Below are 24,347 nucleotides of genomic sequence, written 5' to 3'. Positions count from 1 at the left end.
GCCCAACCCTGCCCGTGGCACCGGCACCCGTCGACCGGCCACCAGGGTGATGACGCACCGTGAACCCAGACCCGGGATAAAGCGGGCTTTACTCCCGGGGATAAAGCCTGCTTTATCCCCGGGAGTTTAGCGGGCTTTATCCCGGGTTCTCAGGCGTCGAGCAGGCGGATGGCCGCGACCGGGCACTGGAGCTCGCTCTCCCTGACCAGCGCGTGCTGCGCGGGCGGCGGCTCGGCGTCGATGACGACGACGAGCCCGTCCTCCTCGCGCTGGTCGAAGACGTCGGGAGCCGTCAGCACGCACTGTCCTGATGAGACACACTTGCCGGTGTCGGCGGTGACCTTCATATTCCGTCCCTTCACAGGAAAACAGGCACGCTGCGGACCCCGCCCGCGATCTTGTCGTTGCGCACGACGATCTCGTCGATGCCGACCGCGAGACGCATCCGGGGGAACCGGCGGAACAGCGCAGGGAACACCGTCCGCAGCTCCGTGCGGGCCAGGTTCGCGCCGATGCAGACATGCGCGCCGTGCCCGAACGCGATGTGGACGTTCGGCGCGCGGGTGGGGTCGAACTCGTCGGGGTCGGCGAAGACCGAGGCGTCGCGGTTGGCCGCGTCGCTGGAGACCAGCACCGCTTCGCCACGCGCGATGCGCACGCCCGCGATCTCGACGTCCTCACGGGCGTAGCGCAGCAGCCCGCCGGTCGCGCTGGTCGCCGACAGGCGCAGGATCTCCTCGACCGTCTGCTGGACCTGGCCTTCGGGGTCGGCCACGAACCGGTCGCGCCGCTCGAGGTCGCTGAGCAGGAACATCGTGCCGAGCGCGATCCGCGTCGACGTGGTCTCGTGGCCCGCGAACAGCAGGCCCGCGGCCTGCCGCGCGAGGTCGTCGTCGGTGAACGTGGGGTCCTCGGCCTGCACCGCGACCATGTCGGAGATGACGTCGGGCTGCGGGTCCTCGCGTTTCTTCTCGGCGAGCGCGAGCGTGTACGCCTTGAACTCCTCCATCGCCGTCTCGCCGTCGGTGCCGCCGTCGAGGATCGAGATGCGCTCGGACAGGCTGCCGAAGTAGTCGCGGTCCTCGAACGGGACACCGAGCAGCTCGCAGATCACCATGACCGGCAAGGGAAACGCGAGCAGCGGCGTCAGATCGATGGGCTCACCGGGGTTCGCGTCCTGCGCGGCCCGCATGTCGTCGAGACAGCTTTCGGTGAGCTCGTTGATGTGGTCACCCAGCGCCCGCATGCGCGGCGCCGAGAACGCGGGCGCCAGCATCCGCCGCAGCCGCTTGTGGTCACGCTCCTCATGGTCGAACTCACCGGTCGGCCCGCTCAACAGCGCCGCGTCAGAGATACGCGGCGCGGTGTCCGGCTCCGGGTGCGACCGGCCGAACCTGTTGTCACGGAACACTTCGCGAGCGTGTTCGTACGAAGTCACCAGCCAGGCGAGATCACCGGCCGGGGTGACCACTTTGGACAGTGGGCCCCGGTCACGGAGCTTGGCGAACAGCGGCGCGATCTCCAGCGCGTTCCGACGGTCGAAGGGTAGGTGCGGGGCTTCGGTGGTGGTCATCGGTTCTCCTCGACGTTCGCCTGCGAGCGCAGCGTGGCCAGCCACGCTCGTTCTTCGGTGAGCCTGCGGCCGACCTCGCCGAGCACGACGCGGGTCCACGCGTCGGCCTGCGCGGCGGCCAGCGCGGTCAGCCGATCCCGCTCGGCCGCGATGGCCCGATCACGCGTGTCCAGCACAGCGAGCCGCTCGCCGCCGCTCAGCCTGCTGAAATTCCCCACCCTGGCAAGGAATTCCGGCTCGTTGAGCGCCAGCTCTTCGGGAAAGTCGGCGAGCATGTCGCGCAGCAGCTCCTGCCCGACCTCGGTGATCTCGTACACGTGCCGCGCCGGCTTCGTCTCCGGCTCGACCGCGGTCCTGGTGACCGCGCCGGCATCGACGAACCGCCGCAGCGTCGGGTACAGCGAGTTGTTCGAGAGCGTGCGCCCGGTCGACGCTTCGACCTCTTTGCGCAGCTCATAGCCGTGCATGGGTTCTTTGGCCAGCCGTGCCAGCAACACGATCTCGATCCACACTAGGTCACCGTAACCTAGTCACCAGTGACGTTGCAACAACGCTCAGTCACTTTTGGTGGGAAAGTCCCTTTCCGTCAAGGTTGCGAACGTGGCGTTCACGGCACCGAGGGCCAAGATTTGGCAGGTAGGCGGCGCAGACACGCGAGATCCGAGTTTGGGCCATCCAGTGACCCAAACTCGGATCTCACGAAGATCAACTTGCCCGCAGCCCTCCAGTCGCGCCGTAATGTCCTAAATATCGCTTTTATTTGCCTTCTCGGGCTGAACTGAAGGAGTGAACGAGGCGTTCACAAAGCTCAGCGTTGTGAACGTGGCGTTCACGCTGCAACCTTCACCCATGCGCTGACCGAGGTGGTCACGCCTCCAGGCCGAAGCGGCGAATGTGGGCGGCGATGACCTCGGCGTGGTCTTCGAGCGCGAAGTGGCCGGTGTCGAGCAGGTGCAGGTCGACGTTCACCAGGTCCCGCGTGTACGGGTGCGCGCCGGACTCGGGGAAGATCTCGTCGTTGCGGCCCCAGACGATCAGCGTCGGCGGCTGCGAGGTGCGGAAGTACTCGTGCCATTCCGCGTACCGCTCGGGGTTCGTGCGGTAGTCGACCAGCAGGTCGAGCATGATCTCCTTGGCGCCGGGCCGATTGAGGAGCGCGCGCTGCAGCACCCAGCTGTGCGGGCTGATGGCCGACGGGTCCGCGGTGCCGTGCGTGTAGTTCCACTCCAGCGCCTGGTCCGACATCGCCACTTCGGCGAACGCGAGGCGATTGGCGGGCGTCGGGTCGGCCCACAGCCGTCGCGGTGTCGCCCAGAAGCTGTCGGGCAGCCCTTCCTCGTAGGCGTTGGCGTTCTGCACGACCAGGAACGAGATCCGGTCCGGGTGCTTGGCCGCCAGCCGGAAGCCGACCGGGCCGCCGAAATCCTGCATGTACAAGGCATAACGCTCAAGTCCCAGCCGCGCGGTGAACTTCTCGACGACTTCGGCGAGGCTGTCGAAGGTGTACGTGAAGTCCGCGGGCGCGCCGCTGTGGCCGAAGCCGGGATAATCCGGTGCGATCAGGTGAAAGTCGTCGGCGAGCAACGGCATCAGGTCGCGGAACATGTACGACGACGCCGGAAACCCGTGCAGGAGCAGCAAAACCGGTTTTCCGCGTTCGCCTGCTTCACGGTAGAAGATCGGCAGGCCGTCGATTTCGATCATCATGGGATTTCTCCTTGGTGGCGGCCCAGAACAGCAGGGCGGTGAGGGTCACCGCGGCGCCGAGCGCGGACACCCCGGTCCAGCCCGCGATGGCGTGGACGAGGGTGGACGCGATCGCGCCGGCGGCGGAACCGAGGGAATAGCACAACATGTAAGCGGCCGTGAGCCTGCTCTGCGCGTCCGGGCGCACGCGATAGATCAGGCTCTGGTTCGCGACGTGCACCGACTGCAGGCCGAAGTCGAACGCGAGCACGCCCATGGCGAGCAGCCAGATCGACGTCGGCAGCAACGCGATCGGCAACCAGGACACCAGCATGATCAGCAGCCCGGCGCGGGTCGTCCGCTGCGCGCGGTCCGCGTGCCTGCCCGCGCGGGCCGCGCCGAGCGCACCGGCGGCGCCTGCCAGGCCGAAAAGCCCGATCTCGGTGGTGGACAAGGAAAACGGGGGCGCGGACAGTGGCAACGCCAGCGGCGCGAGCAGCACGTTGAGCGCCATGAAGAGGAGCAACGCCAGCGTCGCGCGGATCCGCAGCATCGGCACCTCGGCGAACAGCCGGAACGTCGACGCGACCAGGCTCGGATATGGAATCCGGCGCGGCGCCGAACGCGGCAAGGTCCGATACAGCAGCAACCCCATCGCCAGCGTCGCGGCGGCGGACACCAGGTAGACCGAGCGCCAGCCAGCCAGGTCGGCGAGCACGCCCGCCACCGTGCGGGTGAGCAGGATGCCGATGACGATTCCGCTGGTCACCACACCGACGATGCGGCCCCGGTCGGCCGGGTCCGCGAGGATGGCCGCGTAGGCGACGAGCACTTGGGCCAGCACGGCGAGCACGCCGACGACAGCCAAAGCAGCGAGCAGCGCCGGAACGGCCGGGGCGAGCGCGACGGCGATCAGCGCGAGCGAGGACAACGCCGATTGCGCGCCGACGAGCCGTCTGCGGTCCAGCCGGTCGCCGAGCGGGGCCACGAACACCAGGCCGAGCCCGTAGCCGACCTGGGTCGCCGTCGTGACGACGCCGACCGTCGAGTGCGCCATCCCCAGGTCAGCGGCCATGTCTTGGAGCAACGGCGGCGCGTAGTACACGTTGGCCACGGCCAAGCCCGCCGCCGCGGCGAACGGCAGTGCCGCTTTCGACGAGAACACCGCGCCCCCTTGGTTGCATCTTGCTACCATCGGACCGTAACAGGTCACGGTTTCAAGATGCAACCAAGGGACGGCGCATGGTCAAACGCACCAGTCACGAGAACGCGACCTGCGCGGTCGCGCGGCCGCTGGACGTGATCGGCGACGGCTGGTCGCTGCTGATCATCCGCGACGCGTTCGACGGGCTGCGCCGCTTCGGCCAGTTCCAGAAAAGCCTGGGGCTGGCCAAGAACATCCTGTCCACCCGGCTGCAAAGCCTGGTGTCACACGGGATATTGCGGACGGTCCCGGCCGAGGACGGGAGCAGGCATCACGACTACCTGCTGACCGAGAAGGGTCTCGGCCTGTTCCCGGTGCTCGTCGCCTTGCGGCAGTGGGGTGACGAATTCTTCTTCGACCCCGAGGAGACCCGAGCCCGGCTCGTCGACCGGGACCACCGCGAACCGGTGGCCAAGGTGGAGGTCCGCTCCGCTGACGGCAGGCTGCTCAGCCAGGAGGACACCGTCATCGAGATGCGGACCGCCACCGGTTAGGGCCGCCGCCGACCAAGCGCCCCCTCGCGCTCGTCGGCGTGCGTCACGCGCACGGCAGGGTTCCGCTGCGCAGCGCGTGCCCGCTGGTGTTGCCGTCATCGGACCAGACGACGGACTTGGACCCTCCCGAGCAGGTGGACTGCGGCGCGATGGCGAAGCCCTCGTTGTTCAGATTGGACATTCCGCTGGGCCGGTTGTACGTGGCGGTCACCGCGAACTTGCCGTCCGAGTTGATCTTCAGCGTGGTGGACCGGCCCGAACAGCCGTTGTCGCAGACCGCCCACAGGCGACCGGCTTCCGCCTCGAAGGTGAGTTCCATGATCTGCGAAGCGCCGGACTTGATGGTCGCGACCCTGGTGAACTTGTCGCCGCTCTGGTTCAGCGCGTACGCGTAGATCGTGCCGTTGGCCTCGAGACCGACGAAGTACAGACCGGTGCCGTGGTTGGCGTACTTGGCCGGGTCGTACTTGGCCTTGGCCTTCTCGTCGTAGAAACCGTTGGCCGTCAAGAAGGAGTCCGGGACCCACGAGATCGCTTCGAGGCCGTCGTTGTCCCCGACCTCGGGCAGGTCGCCGGTGAGGTCCCATTCGGCGGTCGCGTCGAGCGAACTGCCCGTCGAGGACGCGTCGTAGCGAAGGACCTTCAGCAGGCTTTCCGAGTCGTTGTCACCGTCACGCTCGGTCGACACGAAGATCCCGTCCGGCGAGGCCACGACACCTTCCGCGTCGGGATCACCCGAACCGTCGGCGTAGTGGAGATCCTTGCCTGATCCCCAGCCGCCGGTCGTGTCCTTGCGCCACTTGCCGACGCCGTTGGGCACGAGCCGGTAGAGCGTGCCGGGGCCGTTGCGCACCGCCCACAGCACGCTGGGGCTGCCGAACGAGAGACCGCTCATGTTCTCGGTGAACGCGTTCGAGCTGTCGGCGTTGATGACCGAACTGCCGCCCGGCCATTTGAGCGTCGCCGCCTCCGCGGACGGCACAGTCGACAAGGCGACGGCCACTACGGACAGCGCGGCGGCGAAACGGGTTTTCGCGTTCACTGCGGTCTCCTTCACTAGAACTGGCTGGAACTAGAGGCGTGCGGCGTCTCGCATCGCGTGGTAGACCTCGGTGTTCTCGAGCGTGCCGCCGACCCGCGAAGAGCCGGGCCCGGCCGCGGTGATCGGAGTGTCGGCACCGGTGTGGTCGTGCGTGGTCCAGTCGACGGCGAACTGCTGCGACGAACCGGGAATCGCGAACGGGCCGTCCTGGCGGGCGTGCTCGGGGCCCGTCTCGGAGTCGTCGTAGTCCTCGATGCTCAGGCCGCCGGTCTCGTGGTCGCCGCCGATGAGCACCAGCGTGTCCGGGTGCCGCTCGACGAACCGCATCACCTCGGCGACGGTGGCGTCGAGCGCGCGGCCCGCGTCGATCACGGAGTGCGCGTTGTTCTCGTGCGACATGCCGTCCATGCCCTCTTCTTCCAGGAAGAGGAAGAAGCCACGCGGGTTCTTCGACAGCGTGTCGAGTGCCTTGCGCGCCATCAGCTGCAACGGGACCCGCGGCGCGTACTTGCCGACGCCGTCTTCGCCGTAGTCGACCATGTCCTCGTTCGAGAAGAGCCCGAGCAGCCGGTTCGCCCGGGTGTCACGCAGCTCGTCGGCGTTGCGGACATAGGTGTAGCCGGTCTGCTGCGCGCGTTCGACCAGGTTGCCGTACGGGCTGCAGCTCTCCTCGCCCGGCTTGTCAGGCCACAGGCCGGGATTTCCCTTGGGGTACCACCAGTCCTCGCCGCCGCCGAGCAGCACGTCCGGGCGGGTGTTCTCGATGTACTGCTTGGCGATGTCGCTCTGCAGGTCCCGGCTGGTCACATGCGCCGCGAACGCCGCCGGCGACGCGCCCGTCACCTGCGCGGTCGTGACGAGACCGGTCGATTTCCCTGCCTTCTTCGCGCGCTCGAGGATGGTCTCCAGCGGGCGGCCGTCGGGGTCCATGCCGATCTTGCCGTTGGTCGTCTTGTGCCCGGTCGCGAGCGCCGTGGCCGCGGCGCCGGAGTCGGTCACGACCTCGTCGGGGTCGACGGAGAGGGTGCGCACCAGGCCGGTCACCGGCAGCTTGTTCATCTCCAGCTCGCCGCGCTTGCCCTTGAGCGCCAAGCGAAGCAGGTTCCGCTGACCCAGGCCCATGCCGTCGCCCTGGATGTAGATGATGTTCCGCGCGACCCGGCCGGCCGAGGAGTCGGTCTCCGCCGACTGCGCGACCGCGGCCGTGCTGCCCGCGAGAACCACCACTACCGCCGCCGCGGCCATACTGCGCCTGCGCACATCGCCTCCCGGATTAGTTAAGAAGCTTTCTTAACACAAATCCGACGTGCTGGCGAGAGTCCGGCGCAAGCTTGCACGGCTCTCAGCCGACGTTGATGATCGCGCTCGGCTTACCCCCTACGAAGGTCGCGACGAGCCGGTCGATCCCCGGCAGCCGAGCGAGTTTCAACGCGACCCGGCGCACCCCGAGCTGGACTTTCGACACCGGCAGGAACCACTTCGCGGCCGCACGAGCGACCCGTTGCTTCTCCTCGGCGACAGGCCGCCACACCCGCTCGTAAGCCGCCAAGCCGTCCTCGATGGATTCCGCTTTCGCAAGCTGCTCGGCGAGTACGTACGCGCCGGCGATCCCCAGCGATGCCCCTTGTCCCGCAAGCAGTGACACGGCGTAACAAGCGTCCCCGACGAGCACGACCCGTCCGCGGCTCCACTGCGGCAGCTCGACCTGGGCGACGACGTCGTAGTAGACCTCGGCAGCGGGCGGACACTGCGCGAGCGCCCGCGGCACCACCCAGCCGAGCGAGCCGTACTCGGCTGCCAGCGCCGACGGGACGTCGTCAGGCAGCGCCGCCGACTCCGTCCGATGCATGGCGAACGCGGCGACCTTGCCGTCGCGCAGACCATAGAAGCCCATCTGCGCGCCCGTCGTGTCGGTGAGACAGAACCGATCCCCCACCCGCGCTTGGATTTCCGGGTCATCAAAGCGATACGCGGCGGTGTGGAACCCGAGATGGCGGAGGAAACGGGACTCCTCGCCGAACACCAGCCGCCGCACGGCCGAGTGGATCCCGTCCGCCCCGACGAGCAGATCGGCCTCGATCACGGACCCGTCGGTCAGCGTGACCGCCACGCCGTTTCCTTTGTCGACAACGTCTTTGACGGAGGTCCCGAACCTCAGGTCGACGGAAAGCCGTTCCCTGAGCGCCAACTCGAGATCCGGCCGCATGATGCTCAGCAACCGGCCCCGCTGCGTCCCGGCGAACTGCGCGAGCTTGATCCCGGCCCGCCGCCTGCCCGCCCCGTCCAGCAGGCTCGCCTCACTCACCTGATACCCGAGTTCTTTGAGGCGTGGCAACAAACCCATGGCCTCGGCGGCGTCATAGCCGACGCCGAAGAAGTCCATCATGTACCCCTGGACGCGCGGGCCGCCTGCCTTCTCCAGCACGACCACCTCCCACCCGCGATCGTCCAAACAGGACGCCAGCGCGAGTCCGGCGATCCCGGCGCCACAGATCACGACCTTCATCTATCCTCCCAGAATTCTCCGCAAGATCGGCCCGACGGCCTGCGCGGTCATCCCCGAGTCCAACGCCCGGTGCAGCAACACGCCGTCGATGGCGGCGGCCAGCACCGCCGCGGTGTCCGCCGGAGCCGCGACCCCGGCACGCGCCAAAGCGCTCGCGAGCTTCGCGCGGAACGCGTCGACGATCCCGGCGACCGCCTTCTGCAGCTCTTCGTCCCTGGTCGCGGCCAGGTAGGTCTCAACGAACAGCAACGACTCCGCGTCCTGCCCGCTGTACTCCCCGATCGCGCCCATGAGCAGTTCGAGCACGTCTTCGGGCGTACGCACGCCGTCGAGCATGGCCGAGACCTCTTCGATGGCCGCGCTCATCCGCCCGATCGCGGCTTCGGTCAGCAACGCCTGCAGCGACGCGAAGTGGTAGTGCACCAGCCCCGAACCGATCCCGGCGCGTTCGGCCAGCACCCGCGTACTGACCGCACGCCAGCCCAGCTCGACGATCAGCTCGCCCGCCGCGTCCAGCAGCTTGCGCCGCACTTCCCGCCCGCGCTCGGCCGCCGTTGCCTCCGCCACCCGTGCTCCTCTTGGTCACTCGCCTTGGACGACTGCCCAACAGTAGCAAATGCGTTGCCCTGCCGCAGCAGCCGGGTTAGGAAGGCCCATGCGACTCCACGCACTCTGCTTCGCCGCTCAGGACCCAGCACGGTTGGCTAGCTTCTGGGCGGGCCTGCTGAACTGGACGGTCGAAGACGGCGTCACCCTGGCGCCGACCGACGACACCGGCTTCCGTATCCGCTTCCTCCCCACGGAGGAACCGAAGACCCGCCAGAACCAGATGCATTTCGACCTGACGAGCACGTCGCTCGCAAACCAGCGGGAGACCGTCGCCAGAGCACTCGACCTCGGCGGCAGGCACATAGACATCGGCCAATTGCCCGAAGAGGAACACGTCGTGCTCGCCGACCCCGAGGGCAACGAGTTCTGCGTCATCGAGCCAGGCAACAACTTCCTGGCGGAATGCGGTTTCGTGGGCGCGCTGGCGTGCGACGGTTCGCAGGAAGTCGGCTACTTCTGGAGCAAAGCGCTCGGCTGGCCGCTCGTCTGGGACCAGAACCAGGAGACCGCCATCCGGTCACCGCACGGCGGCCCGAAGATCACCTGGGGCGGCCCGCCGTTCGCACCCAAGACCGGCAGGAACCGGCTGCACTTCGAGCTGACCGGCGATCCGCAAGAGGTCACCCGGCTCGGCGCGACCGTCTCGGACGACGGGTTCACCGATCCCGACGGCAACGAATTCACGCTGGTTCCCGCTGCGAACCCGCTTTAAACAGACACTTTCCGGGGTCACTCACCAGGCGACACGACGGTTGCGGGCACCACACGGTGGAGCAATGGTGATCTTGGCCGCACATCAAGCACAGGGAAAGGAAAGCGAGAGCCATGACCCGCACGCTACGACCCCAGGAACTCATCGACAGCACCGTCGTCGACTCGCACGGAAGCAAGATCGGCAAGGTCGGCACGGTGTACCTCGCCGACGACACCCGCAGGCCGGAATGGGTCACCGTGCGCACGGGTCTGTTCGGGCATAAGGAAAGTTTCGTTCCGCTCACCGGCGCCGCGCTCGACAACGACGGCCTGCACGTGAGTGTCGAGAAGGACCAGGTCGCCGAAGCACCGCAGACCGAGGCGGACGGGCATCTGTCCCAAAGCGACAGCACCATGCTCTACCAGCATTACGGCATGCCGATGCCGCGTACCGCCCCCGACGCGCAGCACACGGACAAGCCGAACACGCGTCAGGACAAGGCAAGCGAGGCGATGACGCGCTCCGAAGAGCACCTCAACGTCGGCACCGAGCAGATCGAGACCGGACATGTCCGGCTGCGCAAATACGTCGTCACCGAGGAGCAGCAGGTGACGGTTCCGGTCAGCCACGAGGAAGTGCGCGTCGAGCGTGAGCCGATCACCGGCGACACCCGTGCCGAGATCAGTGAGCAGGAGCAGGAAGTCGTGCTGCACGCCGAAAAGCCCGTCGTCTCCAAGGAGACCACAGCGGTCGAACGCGTCCGGCTCGGCACCGAGACGGTCACCGAGGAGCAGACCGTGTCCGGCAAGATCCGCAAGGAGCAGATCGAGGTCACCCGCGACGACGACAAATGACCCAGCGGGGGTCGTGAGTGGTATGACCGGTTAGAACCGGCTGTACCACTCACGACCCGACCGCCCCGCTCCCCGACCGGGCAAACCTGGGTTGCCGGGGCCCCGGCCTGGGTACCGCTGGCCGATGACGCGACTGAAGCGCAGCGTGGTGACGGGCAAGGGCCTCACCCGGGTCCGACGCGGCCGCGGCTTCTCTTACCTCACCGCAGAAGGGAACCGGCTCAAAGATCCCGAGGCGCTCGACCGCATCGACGCACTGGTGATCCCGCCCGCCTGGCATGACGTCTGGATCTCCCCTTACGAAAACGGCCACATCCAGGCGGTCGGCACCGACGACGCCGGCCGCCGCCAGTACCTCTATCACCCGGATTGGCGACGCAAGCGCGACGAGGAGAAGCACGACCGGGTGCTCGCGATGGCCCGGCGGCTGCCCGAGTGGCATGCGGACGTCGCCGACGGGCTCGCCGAGCGCGGGCTCGGCTGCCGCCGGGTGCTGGCGGCCGCGCTGCTCATGCTCGATCGGGGGATCTTCCGCACCGGCGGTGAGGAGTACGCCGAGGAGAACGGCACGCACGGCGTCGCGACACTGCTGCGCGAGCACACGCGGGTGCACGGCGACGAGGTCCGGTTCGAATATCCGGCGAAAGGCAGCATCACGCGTGCCGTGTCGATCACCGACGCCGCGCTGGCGCCGGTGGTGAAGTCGCTGCTGCGCAGCCGTTCCGGCAGCGACCGGCTGCTGGTCTACCGGGAACGCGACGGCTGGCACGAGGTGCACGCGCAGGACATCAACAACCGGTTCAAGGAACTGGCAGGCGACGACTGCTCGGCCAAGGACCTGCGCACCTGGAACGCCACGATGCTGGCGGCCGTCGCGTTCGCCGCCGCGCCGGAGCCGACCTCGAAGACCGCGGGCAAACGCGCCGAGGCGGCCGTGATGCGAGAGGTCTCCGAAGCGCTCGGCAACACACCCGCGGTCTGCCGTACGTCCTATGTGGACCCCAGAGTGGTCGACGCCTACCGCGACGGCCGGACGATCGCCGCCGCGGTGAAGCGCGTCAGACGGATCGACGACGACGAATCGCGCCACGCGATCGAGCGGGCCGTGATCCGGTTACTTCGCCGCCAAACGGGGTAATCCCCGACCAGTCGATCTTCTTGGAGGGAACGCAGTGAACGGTGATCACCAGGCCACCCCGGAACTCGCCGAGGTCGAGCACGCCATCGAGGACGCGAAAGAAGCCGCTGAGCAGGAGAAACACTCCGAGCCGTTCTCGGACATGCTCACCACGGAAGAGCCGAAAGCGCCGCCGTCCAGCTGATGCAGACGTTTCTCCCCTACCCCGGCTTCCGCGAGACCGCGGCGGTGCTGGACCAGCGCAGGCTGGGCAAGCAGCGTGTGGAGGCCATCCAGGTGCTGCGCGCGCTCACCGTGCCCGGCTACGGCTGGCGGCATCATCCGGCCGCGGCCATGTGGGCCGGGTACGAGGAGGCGCTGGTCCGCTACGGGCTGGACATCTGCGAAATCTGGTGCGCGACCGGCCGCATTTTCCGGCCGTGGCCGACGACCTGCCCTATGTCTGGCCCGACTCGGACCGCCCACGCCTCGAACTGGGCACACCGTGAGCGATCCGTTCTTCGACGGCTTAACGCTGACGCGGGTCGACAATGGCGAGTGAGGCGGCGGCGCTTGGACATCCTGCTCGGCATCGCGGGTCTGCTCGCGCTGGCTGCCGCGATCCTGCCGAAGCTGGTGAACGAGCGGCCGTTCTCGATGCAGCTGGCCATCGCCGCACTCGCGATCGGCCTCTCGGTCCTCATCCACGGCATCGCGGCCGACCCGATCATGCGCTGGCTCGAGCGCCGCGGCGAGCACACCCCGCGGTAAAGCCCGCTGAACTCCCGGGGATAAAGCGGGCTTTATCCCCGGGAGTAAAGCCCGCTTTATCGCGGCTTCTCAGGTGATGGGTTCGAGCCAGATGTTGCGGAAGCGGGGGTTGGCGCCGGGGTCGCCGTGGTCTTGGAGACGGATGGCGCCGGGGCTCGCGTTCTCCGGGTTGCTGTCGCCGGTGCCGCCGTCGATCTCGACGTCGTTGTGGACGAGGACGCCGTTCCAGACCACGGTGACGCGGGCGTTGTCGGTCTTGGTGCCCGCGCCGTCGAAGCGCGCGGCCCGGAACGTGACGTCGTAGGTCTGCCACGTGCGCGGCGCGGTCGCCGCGTTCCGGTCCGGTGCCCGCTTCGAGTAGATCGAGCCTGCCTCGTTGTTGGCGAGCGTGGTGTCGCCGTACGAGTCGAGCACCTGCAGCTCGTAGCGTTCCTGCAGGTAGACCCCGCTGTTGCCGCGGGCCTGCCCGGTCACCTCCGGCGGATAGTCCGGCTCGTACCACTCGACGTGCAGCCGGAAGTCCCCGAACTGCTGTTTGGTCCGGATGTCGCCGCCGCTGGACTCCATCGAGCCGCCGGACACCGGCCAGGTGGCGGCGCCACCGGCCCGTTTCTCCCAAGCGTCCAAAGTGGACCCGGTGAACAGTGGAATCCGTTGCAGCGCGGTGACAGTCAGGCTGTCGAGGTTGACGTTGCCCGCGTCGCCGCCGTCATATCGGTAGGCGATCGTGTTCGCGCCGGCGGCCAGATTCAGCGTTTCCGGCTGGGACGACCACGTGTCCCAGTTCCCGGTGCTGGCCAGTCGCACCTGTTTGACCTTGGCGCCGTTGACGTACACGCTCACCGACTTGGTGCCGGGCGCCGGATCGGGCCCGTTCGAGTACCGCAGGCTCGCGTTGTACTTCCCGGCCGACGGCGCGTTCACCGTGAACGTCGTCGTGGCGCCCTGGTTCCAGTAGCCGTCGACGAACCCGGTCGCCGAGTACCCGGCGTGGTTCGTGTTGACGGCGGCGCCACCACTCAACGCCGCGCGTTCCGCCTCGTACGTCGTGCTCGCGGGCGGCCCGTCGACCAGGGAATTCAGCGTGTACCAGGCCTCGGTGCTCCACAAAGCCGCGCCGGACTCCGACGCGAACGGCCGCGGCGACCGGACGTGCACCACATACCCCGGCTTCAGCCCGGCGACCTGCAGCGTGACCTTCTTCCGGTCCGCCGACAGGCTCGCCGAGCTGACGGACAGCGTCTGCTCGTCGATCTTCGGCCCGCCGTATGCGGAAGTCGGGTTGTAACGCCACTGCTGCGCCTGGTACTTCGCCGCCAGGTTCTGCGCGGTCTCGGCCGACAACGGCTGGGTGTATTCGAGTTCGAACCCGCCGGCGACGGCACGCATCGCGCGGATGTCGAACGCGTTCGCGCCGTTCGGCGTCAGCTTCTGCAGGCCGAAGGCGAGCTTGCCCGGCTGGCCCCAGTTGCCGCCGCCGTCGATGCCGCCGGTGTAGATCGCACCGTCCGGGCCGAGGCTGATCCGGCTGACACCGGACTCAAGCCCTTGCGTCATACGGAAAACGGCGCCTTGGTACTCGCCGTTCACCTTCTCCAGGAACACCCGCTGCAGCCCGCCGTAGGTCACGTCGCCGTACACCATCTGCCCGGCGAAGACACCCTGGGACAGCATGACCGGGTTGCTCGGCGAGTTCGCGATCTCGTTGTGCGGCAACCACACCACGGGCGCGGTCACCGGCTTGGCGTCGAACGGGCCTGCCGGATTCGTGTAATGGTTGAAGAACCGGTCCTGCTTGATCCGCACGAGCTTGTTCGCGGGCAGCCAGCCACCCTGGTTGTCGGTGACGAAGACGTCGCCTTCGGGTCCCCAGCCGATGCCGTGCGGCGTGCGCAGCCCACCGGCGAGGTAGCTCACCGCGCCGGTCGCCTTGCTGATCTTGATCGTGGTGCCGCGGTTCGGCGCGGGCTGCGGATCGGTCGTCGCGCCGCCGTAGTTGATCGACACGGACAGGTTGGCGTAGAAGTACCCGTCCTTGTACAGCAGGCCGAACGCGAACTCGTGGAAGTTCCCGCCGAACGGCCAGGTCGCGACCGTGCGGTAGTCGTCGGTCACCCCGTCGCCGTTGGTGTCGTTCAGCTCGACGAGCCGCGTCTTCTCCGACACGTACAGCTTGCCGTCGGCGTACTTGATGCCCATCGGCTCCTTCAAGCCGCTGGCGATCCGCTGCGTCCGCACCTTCGACGCGTCGGTGTTCCCCGTGACGTTGCTCAGCAGGTGAACCTCGCCGAGCACGTTGTTGGAACCACCCCAGGTCGCGATGGCGAGCCTGCCATCCGGCAGCCAGTCCATTCCGGTCACCTGCGGCTGGAAACCGTTGGGGCGCAAGTTGGTCAGCGTCAGGCCGGGATGCACACCGGTCAACGGCAGGCCGTCACCCGGTGAGTCGAGCGAGCCCGCGCACTCCTTGCGCCCCGGCGAAGTCACGCGCACGACGTCGGCGTCGGTGCTGAGCACGGAGTTCGGCACGACCGCGAAATCCGCCGCGCCCGGCGGACGCCACTCCAAGGTGACCTGCTGCTCGTTCGTGTTGTCGAAATGGTCGATCCGCAGCGCGTGATAGCCGGTGCCGAGTTCGATCGACCCGGTCGCGGACGAGGGTGCGTGCAGGCCGTCGTGGTTGATCACCACTTGGTCGTCGAGCCGCAACCGGGACCCGTCATCGCTGGTCAGCCGGAACTCGTGGCGGCCGGCGGCCGAGATGTTCAGGTTGGCGATCACCTCGGACACGAACTTGTCCGCGATGCCGAAGTCGGCGGTGGACTTCCAGTCGATCACCGGCATCAGCTTGTCCACATTGGGCGTCTGGCCGGTCTTGATCACGCAGAGCTTGTCGAGGTCGGTCTGCAGGTCGTACACCCGCAGCGTGACACCGGGCTGCTGGGGCGGGACCGCGGCCTCCGCAGGCGCCGAAACCACCACGGAAACGGTGGTGAGCAGCGCCAGGGAGGCGGCGAACAGGGATTTTCGGGCAGGTCGAAGCATCGTTGCTCCTCGAGGCTGGCGACGGAGAACCTCGTGACGGTGCCCGAATCTAGGGGAGACTTTCGTCCAAGGTCAACGAAAGTATGTACGGTTCAGATGAAAGTTAGACCGATCGGCTCAGGCGCGAGCCTCCGCGACCAGCCGTCCGCGCTCCGTTTCCGGGAACCGTTCGAGCATGGCCTTGACCTTCTCCGCGTCGACGTCGGCGCCGAACAGCTCGGCACCAGGCTCGAAGCGCACGCCCTCGGCCAGCGGACCGGCGGCGACGGCGTCGAAGCCCAGGTCGTCGACGAGCCGCGCCACAGCGGAGACGTCTCCGTCACCGGCGATGGCGATCTCGATCCGCCCCGGCTCCCCCGCGGGCCGCGCCTTGTCTTCGAGATCGTGATAGCCGACGTGATTGAACGCCTTGACGACCCGCGCGCCGTCGAGGAACGCCTGCACGGTCTCGCTCGACGAGGTCCGCGGATCGGTGAGGTCGTCCCGGATGCCGTCCACCTCCCACCAGTAGTTCATGGCGTCCACGACGAGCTTGCCGCGCAGCGCCGCCACGGGCAGGTCGCGGTGCTTGCCGAGCGGCAGCGCGAGAATGACGAGGTCGGCGCGCTCGGCGGCGTCAGCGGCCGTGGTCGCGACGGCGTCCGGGATGAGGACGTCGACAGTGAGCGCGATCTTCGCGGGGTCACCGGAACCGGCGATGAGCACCCGGTGGCCGGCGGCCAGCGCGAGCCTGGCGAGCACGATGCCCACCTTGCCGGCACCGAGGATGCCGATGGTTTCAGACATGAGCGGGCTCCTTCGCCAGTAGCTCTTGGACGCGCGGGCCGACCTCGCGGCCCAGCAGCTCGATGCTGTGGGCGCGGGCCTGCCGAGGCAGGTGCTGGATGTCGTATTTGAGGTCGAACCGGCTGAGCCGCAGGTCACGCGCCACGGTCGCGATCTTGCGCGCGACGGTCTCCGGCGAGCCGACGAACAACGCGCCGTGCTCGAGTTCGGCCTCGTAGCGTTCCCTGGTCGGAGCGTAGAAACCACGTTCACGGGCCAGCTGTGCCACGAGCGGCCGCCAATAGCGCCACCAGGTCTCCACGGCTTCTTCATCGGTGTCCGCGACCAACCCGAGCGAGTGCTGTCCGACCGGCAGCACGCCGTGCCCGAACTGCGCCAGCGCGCGGTGATAAAGCTCGACGTGACCCACGAACCGCTGCGGGCGCCCACCGATGATCGCGAGCATGAGCGGCAGGCCGTTCTTGGCCGCGCGGATGACCGAGTCCGGGCTGCCGCCGACGCCGATCCAGGTCGGGATGCCACCCGGCCGCATCCGCGGATGCAGCGTCTCATTCACCAGCGCGGCACGGGTGGTCCCGGACCAGGTGACCGACTCTTCACGCTGAAGTCTCAAGAAGAGGTCGAGCTTTTCCTCGAACAGCCGGTCGTAGTCGGCCAGGTCGTAGCCGAACAGCGGGAAGGACTCGGTCGCCGAAGCGCGCCCGAGCACGAGCTGCGCGCGGCCGTCGGACACCGCGTCCAGCGTCGAAAACTCCTGGTAGACGCGCACCGGATCGTTCGTGCTGAGCACGGTGACCGAGGTGCCCAGCCCGATCCGCTCGGCCGTCGTCCGTGGCCACGTCCCCGAACGAGTTGAGGCCCAGTTCCAGCGTCATCTCCGCCTCCAAGGTGGTTGACACGTCAATTATGTATGATTTAGTTGACGCGTCAATCAGGAGGGCCCATGACGAGCACCACACCCCCGCGGCGCAGGCGTCAGCTCCCCACCACGGAGGAGCTGAAGATCTGGCGAGCCTTCATCGAGACGGCTGAATCACTGCGCTCCGAGCTCTCGGCCAGGCTGCAGAACGACTCCTCACTGTCCACAGGGGACTACTCGGTCCTGCTCGCGCTCAGCGAGGCCGAAGGCGAGCGCATGCGTTCGTCCGACCTCGCGGCCGCCGTCGACTGGGAGCGCAGCCGTCTGTCCCATCACCTCGGCCGCATGGAACGCCGCGACCTGATCCGCCGTGAGAACTGCGCGACCGACAACCGCGGCGCCGAGGTCGTGCTCGCCCCGGCGGGCGCCGAAGCGTTCCGCGGCGCGACCGTCCCCCACCTTCGTGCGGTCCGCGAACTCTTCGTCGACGCGCTCACCCCCGACCAGCTGGCCGCGGCGGCCGACTTCACCGAGGCGCTGCGCGCGAGTCTCGGCAAGACCGGATCGCGGTAAGATCTGCACGATCCGCTGCCGGAATCGGGGAACCAAGGCGCGGCCGGGCACGTCGATGTACACGAAACGCCGTCACCCGTTTCGGGAAACGCGCGCGCCGCCGGGTGCCGAACTCATAGGCTGCGCGATAGGGAACGGGCGCTCAGACTGGAGGGGACCACACATGGCTCGCCGATTCGACCCAGAGCAGATAGCCGCGCTGGCCAAGAAGGTCGGCGGACTCAAGGACGGCATCGGCAAGACGGGCAAGGACCTGGGCGACGGCAATCCCGGCGGCGCGTACGGCTCGCTGGGCAACGCGGCCAGCGCGGGCAAGACGACGCAGGGGTTCTACAGCGGCGTGAACGCCGAGCTGACCGCCGCGGCGCAGCTCGTGACGGCCGCTTCCGAGGCGCTGGCCTTCGCCGCGAGGCGCCAGGACATCAACGAGGACGACGGCGTCGACACCTTCCGCGCCGGCAACCGCAAGCGGGACTGATTCGGACCGAGAACGGGGACCAGGGGACTTACCGATGACCACCGCAGAACGGAAGCCGAGCCCACTCGACGACCCGGTGCACGACCGGCCGAAGTCGATGGACGCCATCGACACGCACGCCAAGCAGGCACAGAAGCTCGACGCGGGCGCGGTCGACGACCAGGCCAGGAAGGTCGGCACCGCCGCCACCAGCGCCAATGACCTCGGCGACGACCTCAAGCGCTTCCGCGACGACGTGCTGCGCCACTGGGAGGGCAAGGACGCGGACGCCGTCGCCGATCACCTCGAGAAGCTCGGCAAGGCCAGCTACCAGGTCAGCGACAAGGCCGAAGCGGCGAAGAACATCCTCCAGCGCGTCTCCGAGATCCTGGACGGCGTCAAGAAGAAGGTCGCCCAGCTCGCGCAGGAAGCCAACGACAAGGACGCGGACAACCGCGCGTTGATCGGCGCGGCCCGCCAGCGGAAGAACAGCGCGGACGACGAGAGCGAGATCGCCGCGGCCGCGTCCGACATCGAGCGGCTCCGCCAGCTCAACGACAAGGACGCCAACGGCAAGAAGGAGGAGATCGAGCGCGCGCTGGACGAAGCCGAGAAGCAGATCGACGACCTCCTCAAGCCGCTCGGCATGCAGATCGAGGGCGGCTTCGTCGAGCTGCTGCCCGCCAAGGAGGGCACGACGGCGAGCAGCGCGGCCCCCACGCCCGTCGACACCACCGTCCACCACGCGCCGCTCGGCCAGGGCAACAGCAGCGGAAGCGGCAACTACCACAGTGGTGGTGGCGGTGGCGCGGTCGGCGGCGTACCCGGCGACGGCAAGCCCGCCAAGCCCATCGACGCACGCGGCGACAACCCGGCCAAGATCGCCGAGCGGTTCCTCGGCCGCAACGCCAGCGACCTCAAGCGCAGCGGCGAGCTGCCCGCCATGCAGCCATGGGTGCCCAACGACGTCAACTGCGCGAACTTCGTCTCCGGCTGCCTCGAAGCGGCGGGCCTGATCGACAAGAGCCAGGCCAGCGCCTCGGTCGCGGGTCTCACGGCCAACCTCGAGGCGGACGGCTGGAAGTCGATCCCGCTTTCCGAGGCCAAGCCCGGCGACGTGGTGATCGCCAACGGCGGCCACCACGTCGTGCTGTACGCGGGCGACGGTCAGTTCATCGGCTCGAACAACGTCAACCCCGACGGATCACAGAAGGTCAGCATGGGTGGCGGCGGAGGCCTGGTCAAGATCCTCCGCGCACCGGGCGGCTGATCAGAAACCGAACAACGCGGGCGGCGCCTGGTGCCTGTCCGGCCACTCCATCCAAGCGACATCAGTCGGGCCGATGGCGTAGTCGGACACGCGCCAGGACCGCGCCACGTCCGGCCTGCCCTCATCGCTCTTCTTGAGCAGCACGGCATAGACGTCGGACATCACCCCGTCCTGCCTGCGGTTCTCGTAGACGGTGCCCGCGTAGTACGGACGGCCCCCTTCGGTGCCGTGCATCCTGCCGTGCAGGAACACCCAGTTCCCCATGATGTTCAGCTGTTCCACGGCCACCTGGACCCGGTCGCCGAAGTACTCGTCGAGCCGCGCGACGGCGGCCTGGAGCACCGCGTCCCGAACCGGGTCGCCGGGGATCAACGACTCCGGAAGCGAACGAGCGGACGGGGTGTGCATCGGGGCTCCTCCCATGGCAGAACAGCGAATCGGCCGTGTCGACAGCCGCTCCGATGCTACCGCGCCGACCACGCCCGCCGCCCCGGAACTGACCGATCAGCCGGTTCCAGTCCTCTGTGACCGTCAGCGAACGGCAACCACGTCACTCCGACGTCGTAGCCGACACCGCTTGCCACTGCGTCACCCGGACATGGTCGCGGCGTCGTACCAAACTTTCGGCGAGCCGGAAGACTCTCCCGACCACAACCCGGCCTTTTGTCCCTTTTGCACGCTTATCGGGAGCGGCGGACGTTGTGAACGCCTCTTTCGCAACGATCAAAGTTGCGAAAGAGGCGTTCACAACGTCCGGTCAAAGTCCCGGAATGGCTACGCTGAAGGTCGGAGTTTCCAGGCGTGGAAGGGAAAGCATGGACATCGGCCACGATGAATGGGCAGTGTACAAGGAAGCGTTCGATTCGTTCGACGTCAACAAGGACGGCACCATCGACGCGGCCGAGCTCGGCCGGTTCCTCGAATCCGGCGGCACCAAGCTGGGGCCCGACGAGCTGCAGCGGGTGCTCGCCAGGCTGGACAAAGACGGCAATGGCCGGATCGACCTCAACGAGTTCATCGCCTTCGCGCAGCCGATGATGAAGGCGCACCAGGAAACCTTCCGCAGGCTCGACCACGACAACAGCGGTTTCATCACCAGCGCGGAACTCAGTTTGTCAGGTCTGCCACAGCATCAGATCGCGCAGCTGCTGCGGATCGCCGATCGGAACGGCGACGGGCGCATCAGTTTCACGGAGTTCGTCCGCGCGATGCATTGACAGGCAGCGGCGGGCACCGGACGTGCCGGTGCCCGTCGTCGCCTCAGTCGAAGGAGGCGCGGAACTCGTCGAAGGTGATCCGCTTGTCGTCGTCGGTGTCGGTCAGCGCGAACAGCTCGGTCACCTGCTCGTCGGTGATGCCCTCGCCGAGTCGCGAGACGACCTGCTGGTACTCGGCGCGGCTGATGAAGCCGTCGCCGTCCGCGTCGAACTCGTCGAAGATGGCTTGGAGCTCGGCTTTCTTGGCCTCGCCCTGGTCGAGCCGGTGTACCAGCGCGACGAACTCCTGGAGGTCGACCTCACCGTCGCCGTCGAGGTCGATGCCCGCGAGCGTGCCCACCGCCTTCGACTCGTCGAGGCCGAGCCGCGCCATGGCCTCGCGCAGTTCGCGGACGCTGACGGTGCCGCTCCCGTCCTTGTCGAGGGCGCTGAACATCGCCCCGTACTCGGCCTTCTTCTCCTCGGATACGCTGGTCACGATGGGCCTCGCTTCTCACTCGGACGGCGGCGATGCCTGATGCCTACCAGTTCACCGGCCGTCGGGTCACAGCCACCGCCGTAGTTTGTCGAGTCCGCTCGGCGTCGCCGAGGCCACTACGCTCGCGGCATGGATTACGGGACACTTTCGCTCGCACTCGTCGTACTGGTCGGCGTCAGCTGGGTCGGCTCGGCCGGTATCCAGCGCCAGGTCGCCCGGGTCGAACGACGCCTCGATCAGACGGAGCGGAAGCTCGACCTGTTGATGGCGCAACTCGGTGTCAGCGAACCGGAAGTCGAGATGCCCGAAGTGCACGCCTACCTCCTCAAAGGACAGAAGATCCAGGCGATCAAGGCGTACCGGGAACGCACCGGCGCGGGCCTGAAAGAGGCGAAAGAAGCTGTCGAACGCCTCGGCTGAACTCATTAGCTCATGTGAATATCCAGACTAGATCATCCACCTCAGTTGACATGCCGGTCCGACTTGGGCATGCTCGATGACATCAGCTCAGATGAATGCAGGCAAGGCATCGAGCCGCCTGGGCTGATGTCATCGAGAGGGGATCTGACATGAGGAAATGGATCGCGGGTGCGGGCCTGCTGGCCGCCGGGCTGATCGCGGTGGCACCGGCCGCCTCGGCCTCGGCGACCGGCCAGACGTTCTACGGCAGCAGCGCCGGTTTCGGCTCCGCACAGGCCATCGGGTACGCGACCGGCGCCGCGTGGCGGAAGGCCGAAGCGGGCGGGTACACCAGAAACCAGTGCTACGTCGGCTCCGCCCTGGCGTACCCCACCGGCAACGGCTGGTACCAGGCCGACGTCTCAGTGACGTGCGTGAAGCCATGAAGCAGACCCTGAAGCGTGGCCTGGCGATCGCCTTGTTCACGGGCGCGACCGCGATCGCCCCGGCCGTGCTGGCCACCACCGCCCACGCCGCCGACGTCCGCGAGTACCACGCCTTCGGAATGGGCGAAAGCCGAGGTGGCGCCATCAACGCGGCGACCAGGCAGGCCCGGCAATACGCCGTGCAAGGGGGCTATCAGCCCTACGACCAGTGCGTGGTCACGAGCGCGAACGGGTACGGCCAGCAGAACTACTGGTGGGCCGACGTCGTGCTCCGCTGCACCCGCTGACGCCCTTCGCGAACCAGGGGTCGTGAGCGTTGCGGGCGGTTCTAACCGCCCGCAACGCTCACGACCCGGAACGGACCCCAGTCGAACGAGTACTCGAACGTCACCGCGCCCGGCTGGCGGGCGTCGAACGTGAACTTGGCGGCTCTGGCCTCCGTCCCGATGTCGCCCTCGTAGCCGATCGTCGGTCGCCAAGTGTTGAGCGACAACCGTTTCTCCGCCACCGGAGACAGCTCGCCAGACGCGTCGCGGGCTTGGACCCGCAACAGGTTCTGGTCGGCTGAGGTGAAGTCGACCGGCGGCGTGGCGGTTCCGCCCGCGTTCGCCTTGACCGTCCACTTCGTACTCTCGGCGCTCGCGAACCAGTAGTCGTACTCGACGACGTTGCCCTGCGTTGGTCAGTGTGGTCCGTATCGGGCTAGGAACGTGTCGATGGCACCGGCGATCAGCCGGTCGGTCAGCTCGCCGGGTATCGCGTCACCGAACGAGGCCGCCACCAGGTGCGGGTGAACGGTGAGCCCGTAGAACTGGAGGGTGGCCACCTCCGGGTCGGGCACATCCAGACGGCCCTGCGCGGTCTGCGCGCGGAGCCAGTCGGCGAAGTAGCCGGCGAACCGGGCCGGGCCGCGCCGCTGCCAGGTCTGGCCGAGTTCGGGGAACCGGCGCAACTCGCCGGTCATGACGTTGCGCAGGGCCAGCACCTCCGGCTCGGTGACGCTGGCGATCATCGACCGGGCCACGTCGGTGAGCGCCACGCGCAGGTCCGTGACGTCGGCCAGCACCTGCATGGCGGCTTCCATGGTGCGGGCGCTGGTTTCGTCCCCCAACTGGCTGATGACCGCCGTGAACAGGTCCTCTTTGCTGCCGAAATGGTTGTACACCGTCACTTTGGACACGCCGGCCTGGGCGGCGATGGTGTCCATGCTCGCGTCGAACCCGTTTCGCAAGAACTCCTGACGCGCGGCGGCCACGATGGCTTTCCGGCTGCGCTCGGCTCGCTTGCCAGAGGGGGGTGACGGTTGGTTCCCGGCGACGACCATGAGGGGAACCCTAGCGCAGATGTACTGTTGCGTACAGATGAGTTGAACTGTACCGTCCAGTTCAGTAGCTCAATCAAGGGAGCAAGCTCATGATTTCCCCCACCACCGACACCGTTCCCGCCCACGCCCTGTCCGTGCCAGGAGCGCGGCTGCATTACGAACTGCGCGGCGCCGGTCCGCTGGTGGCACTGGTCGGCAGCCCCATGGACGCCGCCTCGTTCGCCCCACTGGCCACGCTGCTGGCCACCGGCCACACGGTGCTCACCACCGACCCACGCGGCATCAACCGCAGCCCGGTGACCGACCCGGACTCCGAATCCACCCCCGAACTGCGCGCCGACGACCTGTCCCTGTTGCTGGCCCACCTGGACGCCGGCCCGGCCGCGGTACTGGGCTCCAGCGGCGGCGCGGCCACCGTGCTCGCGCTGGCCCAAGCGCACCCCGAGCAGGTCCACACCGTCATCGCCCACGAACCGCCGCTGGCCCAGTTGCTGCCCGACCGTCAGGCGCTGCTCTCGGCCACCGACGACATGATCGCCACCTATCTGCGCGGCGACATCATCGCCGCCTGGCGGAAGTTCATGCGGACAGCGAACATCGAACTGCCGGCGGGCATGCTGGAGATGATGTTCGGGCCGGACCGGGACGCCCGGCAACTGGCCGACGAGCGGCGCTGGTTCGCCCGCGAACTACGCGCCACCAATGGCTGGCAGCCCGACCTGGCAGCATTGCGGACGGCGAGCCCCCGCATCATCGTGGGCATCGGAACCGACTCGGCCGGCCAGCTGTGCGACCGCGCATCCCGTGCGCTCGCAGCGGAATTGGGCGTCGAGCCGACCATGTTCAGCGGCGGCCACACCGCGTTCACCGAGAACCCGGAGCGCTTCGCGGCGGAGCTGCGAGCAGTACTGGGCGACGACTGAACCCGCACGAGAGTCCTCAT

Annotated in this window: 30 protein-coding genes; 14 read left to right on the top strand and 16 right to left on the bottom strand. The window is 67.8% G+C overall.

Annotated elements, in window-relative coordinates; all coding sequences use genetic code 11:
• Positions 1–149: 149 nt before the first annotated feature.
• From AB5J62_RS10450 to AB5J62_RS10430, 5 genes are all read right to left on the bottom strand, one after another.
• Complete coding sequence (locus AB5J62_RS10450) at positions 150–347, bottom strand: ferredoxin (protein ID WP_370947989.1); 198 nt, start codon at positions 345–347, stop codon at positions 150–152.
• Positions 348–358: 11 nt separating this feature from the next.
• The gene (locus AB5J62_RS10445) at positions 359–1,573 is read right to left on the bottom strand and encodes a cytochrome P450 (protein WP_370947988.1); all 1,215 of its coding nucleotides are present in this window, start codon (positions 1,571–1,573) and stop codon (positions 359–361) included.
• Positions 1,570–2,085, bottom strand: coding sequence for a PadR family transcriptional regulator (locus AB5J62_RS10440; RefSeq protein WP_370947987.1), 516 nt, complete (start codon positions 2,083–2,085; stop codon positions 1,570–1,572). The genes AB5J62_RS10445 and AB5J62_RS10440 overlap by 4 nt, the downstream gene beginning before the upstream one ends.
• Before the next feature lie 355 nt (positions 2,086–2,440).
• Positions 2,441–3,280 carry an alpha/beta fold hydrolase gene (locus AB5J62_RS10435; RefSeq protein WP_370947986.1) on the bottom strand — a complete coding sequence of 280 codons (840 nt, stop codon included), beginning with the start codon at positions 3,278–3,280 and terminating at the stop codon, positions 2,441–2,443.
• Positions 3,240–4,424, bottom strand: coding sequence for an MFS transporter (locus tag AB5J62_RS10430; protein ID WP_370947985.1), 1,185 nt, complete (start codon positions 4,422–4,424; stop codon positions 3,240–3,242). Before AB5J62_RS10430 ends, AB5J62_RS10435 begins: the two co-directional genes overlap by 41 nt.
• A 77-nt stretch (positions 4,425–4,501) precedes the next feature.
• Here AB5J62_RS10430 and AB5J62_RS10425 point away from each other — a divergent pair, with 77 nt between their 5' ends.
• Positions 4,502–4,957, top strand: coding sequence for a winged helix-turn-helix transcriptional regulator (locus AB5J62_RS10425; protein ID WP_370947984.1), 456 nt, complete (start codon positions 4,502–4,504; stop codon positions 4,955–4,957).
• 43 nt (positions 4,958–5,000) lie between these two features.
• Here AB5J62_RS10425 and AB5J62_RS10420 read toward each other — a convergent pair whose 3' ends face one another.
• From AB5J62_RS10420 to AB5J62_RS10405, 4 genes are all read right to left on the bottom strand, one after another.
• A complete protein-coding gene (locus AB5J62_RS10420) occupies positions 5,001–5,999 on the bottom strand; it encodes a hypothetical protein (RefSeq protein ID WP_370947983.1) in 999 nt (332 codons plus the stop codon).
• Between the two features lie 30 nt (positions 6,000–6,029).
• On the bottom strand, positions 6,030–7,259 hold the full coding sequence (locus AB5J62_RS10415; RefSeq protein ID WP_370947981.1) for an alkaline phosphatase: 1,230 nt from the start codon (positions 7,257–7,259) through the stop codon (positions 6,030–6,032).
• An 82-nt stretch (positions 7,260–7,341) separates the two neighbouring features.
• Positions 7,342–8,505 carry an FAD-dependent monooxygenase gene (locus AB5J62_RS10410; RefSeq protein ID WP_370947980.1) on the bottom strand — a complete coding sequence of 388 codons (1,164 nt, stop codon included), beginning with the start codon at positions 8,503–8,505 and terminating at the stop codon, positions 7,342–7,344.
• On the bottom strand, positions 8,506–9,072 hold the full coding sequence (locus AB5J62_RS10405; RefSeq protein ID WP_370947978.1) for a TetR/AcrR family transcriptional regulator: 567 nt from the start codon (positions 9,070–9,072) through the stop codon (positions 8,506–8,508).
• 88 nt (positions 9,073–9,160) lie between these two features.
• On the opposite strand from AB5J62_RS10405, the gene AB5J62_RS10400 reads away from it, so the two are divergent.
• The 5 genes from AB5J62_RS10400 (at position 9,161) to AB5J62_RS10380 (ending at position 12,550) form a co-directional block, all read left to right on the top strand.
• Entirely contained in the window at positions 9,161–9,826 is a 666-nt protein-coding gene (locus AB5J62_RS10400) for a VOC family protein (protein WP_370947977.1), read from the top strand.
• Between the two features lie 113 nt (positions 9,827–9,939).
• Positions 9,940–10,662: a DUF2382 domain-containing protein gene (locus AB5J62_RS10395; RefSeq protein WP_370947976.1), complete on the top strand. Its 723-nt coding sequence runs from the start codon at positions 9,940–9,942 to the stop codon at positions 10,660–10,662.
• 124 nt (positions 10,663–10,786) lie between these two features.
• Positions 10,787–11,800 carry a DNA topoisomerase IB gene (locus AB5J62_RS10390; protein ID WP_370947974.1) on the top strand — a complete coding sequence of 338 codons (1,014 nt, stop codon included), beginning with the start codon at positions 10,787–10,789 and terminating at the stop codon, positions 11,798–11,800.
• Positions 11,801–11,834: 34 nt separating this feature from the next.
• Positions 11,835–11,984 (top strand): hypothetical protein, encoded by a 150-nt coding sequence (locus AB5J62_RS10385; RefSeq protein WP_370947973.1) that lies wholly within the window; start codon positions 11,835–11,837, stop codon positions 11,982–11,984.
• The gene (locus tag AB5J62_RS10380; RefSeq protein WP_370947972.1) at positions 11,984–12,550 is read left to right on the top strand and encodes an MSMEG_6728 family protein; all 567 of its coding nucleotides are present in this window, start codon (positions 11,984–11,986) and stop codon (positions 12,548–12,550) included. The genes AB5J62_RS10385 and AB5J62_RS10380 overlap by 1 nt, the downstream gene beginning before the upstream one ends.
• Positions 12,551–12,619: 69 nt before the next feature.
• Here the strand turns inward: AB5J62_RS10380 and AB5J62_RS10375 are convergent, their stop codons facing one another.
• From AB5J62_RS10375 to AB5J62_RS10365, 3 genes are all read right to left on the bottom strand, one after another.
• On the bottom strand, positions 12,620–15,595 hold the full coding sequence (locus AB5J62_RS10375) for a family 16 glycoside hydrolase (protein ID WP_370947971.1): 2,976 nt from the start codon (positions 15,593–15,595) through the stop codon (positions 12,620–12,622).
• 117 nt (positions 15,596–15,712) lie between these two features.
• Positions 15,713–16,381, bottom strand: coding sequence for an NADPH-dependent F420 reductase (locus tag AB5J62_RS10370; RefSeq protein ID WP_370947970.1), 669 nt, complete (start codon positions 16,379–16,381; stop codon positions 15,713–15,715).
• Positions 16,374–17,189, bottom strand: coding sequence for an LLM class flavin-dependent oxidoreductase (locus tag AB5J62_RS10365; protein WP_370950225.1), 816 nt, complete (start codon positions 17,187–17,189; stop codon positions 16,374–16,376). Before AB5J62_RS10365 ends, AB5J62_RS10370 begins: the two co-directional genes overlap by 8 nt.
• A gap of 135 nt (positions 17,190–17,324) precedes the next feature.
• Here AB5J62_RS10365 and AB5J62_RS10360 point away from each other — a divergent pair, with 135 nt between their 5' ends.
• The 3 genes from AB5J62_RS10360 (at position 17,325) to AB5J62_RS10350 (ending at position 19,540) form a co-directional block, all read left to right on the top strand.
• Positions 17,325–17,813, top strand: coding sequence for a MarR family winged helix-turn-helix transcriptional regulator (locus AB5J62_RS10360; protein ID WP_370947969.1), 489 nt, complete (start codon positions 17,325–17,327; stop codon positions 17,811–17,813).
• A 163-nt stretch (positions 17,814–17,976) separates the two neighbouring features.
• On the top strand, positions 17,977–18,291 hold the full coding sequence (locus AB5J62_RS10355) for a hypothetical protein (RefSeq protein ID WP_370947968.1): 315 nt from the start codon (positions 17,977–17,979) through the stop codon (positions 18,289–18,291).
• A 34-nt stretch (positions 18,292–18,325) separates the two neighbouring features.
• Complete coding sequence (locus tag AB5J62_RS10350) at positions 18,326–19,540, top strand: NlpC/P60 family protein (RefSeq protein WP_370947967.1); 1,215 nt, start codon at positions 18,326–18,328, stop codon at positions 19,538–19,540.
• Here the strand turns inward: AB5J62_RS10350 and AB5J62_RS10345 are convergent, their stop codons facing one another.
• Positions 19,541–19,948 (bottom strand): hypothetical protein, encoded by a 408-nt coding sequence (locus tag AB5J62_RS10345; RefSeq protein ID WP_370947966.1) that lies wholly within the window; start codon positions 19,946–19,948, stop codon positions 19,541–19,543.
• A 407-nt stretch (positions 19,949–20,355) separates the two neighbouring features.
• Here AB5J62_RS10345 and AB5J62_RS10340 point away from each other — a divergent pair, with 407 nt between their 5' ends.
• Positions 20,356–20,757: an EF-hand domain-containing protein gene (locus AB5J62_RS10340; protein ID WP_370947965.1), complete on the top strand. Its 402-nt coding sequence runs from the start codon at positions 20,356–20,358 to the stop codon at positions 20,755–20,757.
• Positions 20,758–20,800: 43 nt separating this feature from the next.
• Here AB5J62_RS10340 and AB5J62_RS10335 read toward each other — a convergent pair whose 3' ends face one another.
• Positions 20,801–21,235, bottom strand: a complete 435-nt coding sequence (locus AB5J62_RS10335; protein ID WP_370947964.1) for an EF-hand domain-containing protein — start codon at positions 21,233–21,235, stop codon at positions 20,801–20,803.
• Between the two features lie 129 nt (positions 21,236–21,364).
• On the opposite strand from AB5J62_RS10335, the gene AB5J62_RS10330 reads away from it, so the two are divergent.
• The 3 genes from AB5J62_RS10330 (at position 21,365) to AB5J62_RS10320 (ending at position 22,367) form a co-directional block, all read left to right on the top strand.
• A complete protein-coding gene (locus AB5J62_RS10330; RefSeq protein ID WP_370947963.1) occupies positions 21,365–21,655 on the top strand; it encodes a ribosomal protein L7/L12 in 291 nt (96 codons plus the stop codon).
• A gap of 149 nt (positions 21,656–21,804) precedes the next feature.
• Positions 21,805–22,080: a hypothetical protein gene (locus AB5J62_RS10325; RefSeq protein WP_370947962.1), complete on the top strand. Its 276-nt coding sequence runs from the start codon at positions 21,805–21,807 to the stop codon at positions 22,078–22,080.
• Positions 22,077–22,367, top strand: coding sequence for a hypothetical protein (locus tag AB5J62_RS10320; protein WP_370947960.1), 291 nt, complete (start codon positions 22,077–22,079; stop codon positions 22,365–22,367). The genes AB5J62_RS10325 and AB5J62_RS10320 overlap by 4 nt, the downstream gene beginning before the upstream one ends.
• Before the next feature lie 41 nt (positions 22,368–22,408).
• Here the strand turns inward: AB5J62_RS10320 and AB5J62_RS10315 are convergent, their stop codons facing one another.
• Positions 22,409–22,588, bottom strand: a complete 180-nt coding sequence (locus AB5J62_RS10315) for a hypothetical protein (RefSeq protein ID WP_370947959.1) — start codon at positions 22,586–22,588, stop codon at positions 22,409–22,411.
• Positions 22,589–22,762: 174 nt separating this feature from the next.
• Complete coding sequence (locus AB5J62_RS10310; protein ID WP_370947958.1) at positions 22,763–23,335, bottom strand: TetR/AcrR family transcriptional regulator; 573 nt, start codon at positions 23,333–23,335, stop codon at positions 22,763–22,765.
• A 158-nt stretch (positions 23,336–23,493) separates the two neighbouring features.
• Here AB5J62_RS10310 and AB5J62_RS10305 point away from each other — a divergent pair, with 158 nt between their 5' ends.
• Complete coding sequence (locus AB5J62_RS10305) at positions 23,494–24,327, top strand: alpha/beta fold hydrolase (protein WP_370947957.1); 834 nt, start codon at positions 23,494–23,496, stop codon at positions 24,325–24,327.
• Positions 24,328–24,347: the final 20 nt, after the last annotated feature.

Source organism: Amycolatopsis sp. cg5 (genome assembly GCF_041346955.1).
In the GTDB taxonomy this organism is placed as follows: Bacteria; Actinomycetota; Actinomycetes; order Mycobacteriales; family Pseudonocardiaceae; genus Amycolatopsis.
This window is presented reverse-complemented; position numbering and strand designations above follow the sequence as displayed.